The organism is Mesorhizobium sp. B2-2-4, assembly GCF_006442375.1.
GTDB lineage: Bacteria > Pseudomonadota > Alphaproteobacteria > Rhizobiales > Rhizobiaceae > Mesorhizobium.
In genome coordinates this window covers 1-1,419 of the sequence record NZ_VFWB01000035.1, presented here as the reverse complement: position 1 = coordinate 1,419, position 1,419 = coordinate 1, and the positions used below count along the sequence as shown (strand labels likewise).

Annotated in this window: 2 protein-coding genes; both read right to left on the bottom strand. The window is 59.7% G+C overall.

Going from position 1 to position 1,419, the window contains the following annotated elements; genetic code table 11:
• Positions 1-246: 246 nt before the first annotated feature.
• Positions 247-558, bottom strand: a complete 312-nt coding sequence (locus FJ959_RS31480; RefSeq protein ID WP_140525843.1) for a type II toxin-antitoxin system RelE/ParE family toxin — start codon at positions 556-558, stop codon at positions 247-249.
• Positions 559-561: 3 nt separating this feature from the next.
• Positions 562-828 (bottom strand): type II toxin-antitoxin system ParD family antitoxin, encoded by a 267-nt coding sequence (locus FJ959_RS31475; RefSeq protein ID WP_140525844.1) that lies wholly within the window; start codon positions 826-828, stop codon positions 562-564.
• Between the last annotated feature and the right edge of the window lie 591 nt (positions 829-1,419).

The following is a 1,419-nucleotide window of genomic DNA, read 5'->3' as shown; positions in this document are numbered from 1 at the left end:
CGGCGCACCGCCCTCGTTCGTGAGGCGTATATAGTCGCCACCCTCACAAACTGTCAACACCGATCCAAGAAGTTTTTTCGATTTCTCGTGGAGATATCCGCAGGGTCGAGATTCGTGAGTTGGCTAGGCTGAGTTTCCACGTCGCTTTTTGCGCTTGGTCGCGCCTGGGATACTCGCTCCGGACCGTATGCCTCGCTTTGAAAACCGCTGTCCGCCCGACGGCCGCGGACCTTGCCCGAGCGGCTTTCAGCGGCGATCCTCCAGCAATTCCGGTGTGATGTTCCGGCCTGCGTAGAAGATGCCCAGGATCAGCACCCGCTCGCCCTCGACCGCAAAGGCAATGCTGACCGCCCGTCGGTAGCCGATGATCCGCAGTCCGGGCATGATCTCGCGCCGCTCGGTGCCACGCTGTGGAAAAGTCGATAGACCGAGACAATGGTCTTGAATACCCGCGACGAAATTCCAGGCGATCGCCGGCGATGCGCGCTCGGCTATGTCGTCATAGAGCCGTTCGAGTTCGGCTTGTGCGGCGGGATGAAAGACGATCCGATAGTCCATCCCCTACTTGGCTTTCGCCTGTTTCGCGCGATGGCGCGCCTCCAGCCGAGAAAAAACCGCCTCGGCCGGGATTCCTTTAGCTGGATCCTGCTGGAGCTCGGCCAGGCGGCCCGGAATTTCCTCGCGCAGCCATCTTTCCCGCTCCGCCTCGAAATCCTCGAGCATGCGCAGGCCGGCGCGAACAACCTCGCTGGCATTGTTGTAGCGACCTGATTCGAGCTGTTTCCTGATGAAGCGCTCATAGTGGTCGTTCAGAGCGTAGTTGGGCATGACAACCTCCCGGAAAGAGACATGGGATCACGGCACGGATTTAGCAATAGATGTCAGATATTAGCAATTTCGACCGACGTCGACCAACCTGCATTTTGGTCCGATTGTCTCGCAGACAGAGATATCGCCTCGGTCGGGCCGTCGCGATCGGGGATCGCGCCTGCAGCCGATAGGTGGGATCTGCTCCTCGCGACCCCTCCGGGACAGCTGGCGCTGAAGCCGGCTGAGATGGAATCCTGCCGGCTGAATCCATTTTGCATTTTCGTGGCTGGCCTCGGCTCTGGGACGCCCAATTTTCCGCCGCGCGAGCTGAGAGCTCGTCTTGGCCCCGAGGCATGGAACGACCGAGGCTTGGCCCTGAACGTTTGGCTTGGCTTGGCTTGGCTTGGCTTGGCTTGGCTTGGCTTGGCTTTGGCGGGCGGATTGTGTTTGGTTTTGCGGGATTTGTTTTTGACCTTGGGCGTCGGCTTTGGGTGTTTGCTGGGCTGTGATGAGGGTTCTCAAATCAGCGGGCGGCCATCAGCCGGATACAAGAACAGCCCGGGGTGAGCCGGGCTGTTTTGATTTGGTTGCGGGGACAGGATTTGAACC

Coding starts and splice junctions, on each gene's coding strand:
- FJ959_RS31480 (WP_140525843.1), bottom strand. CDS start 558: ATGGACTATCGGATCGTCTTTCATCCCGCCGCACAAGCCGAACTCGAA.
- FJ959_RS31475 (WP_140525844.1), bottom strand. CDS start 828: ATGCCCAACTACGCTCTGAACGACCACTATGAGCGCTTCATCAGGAAA.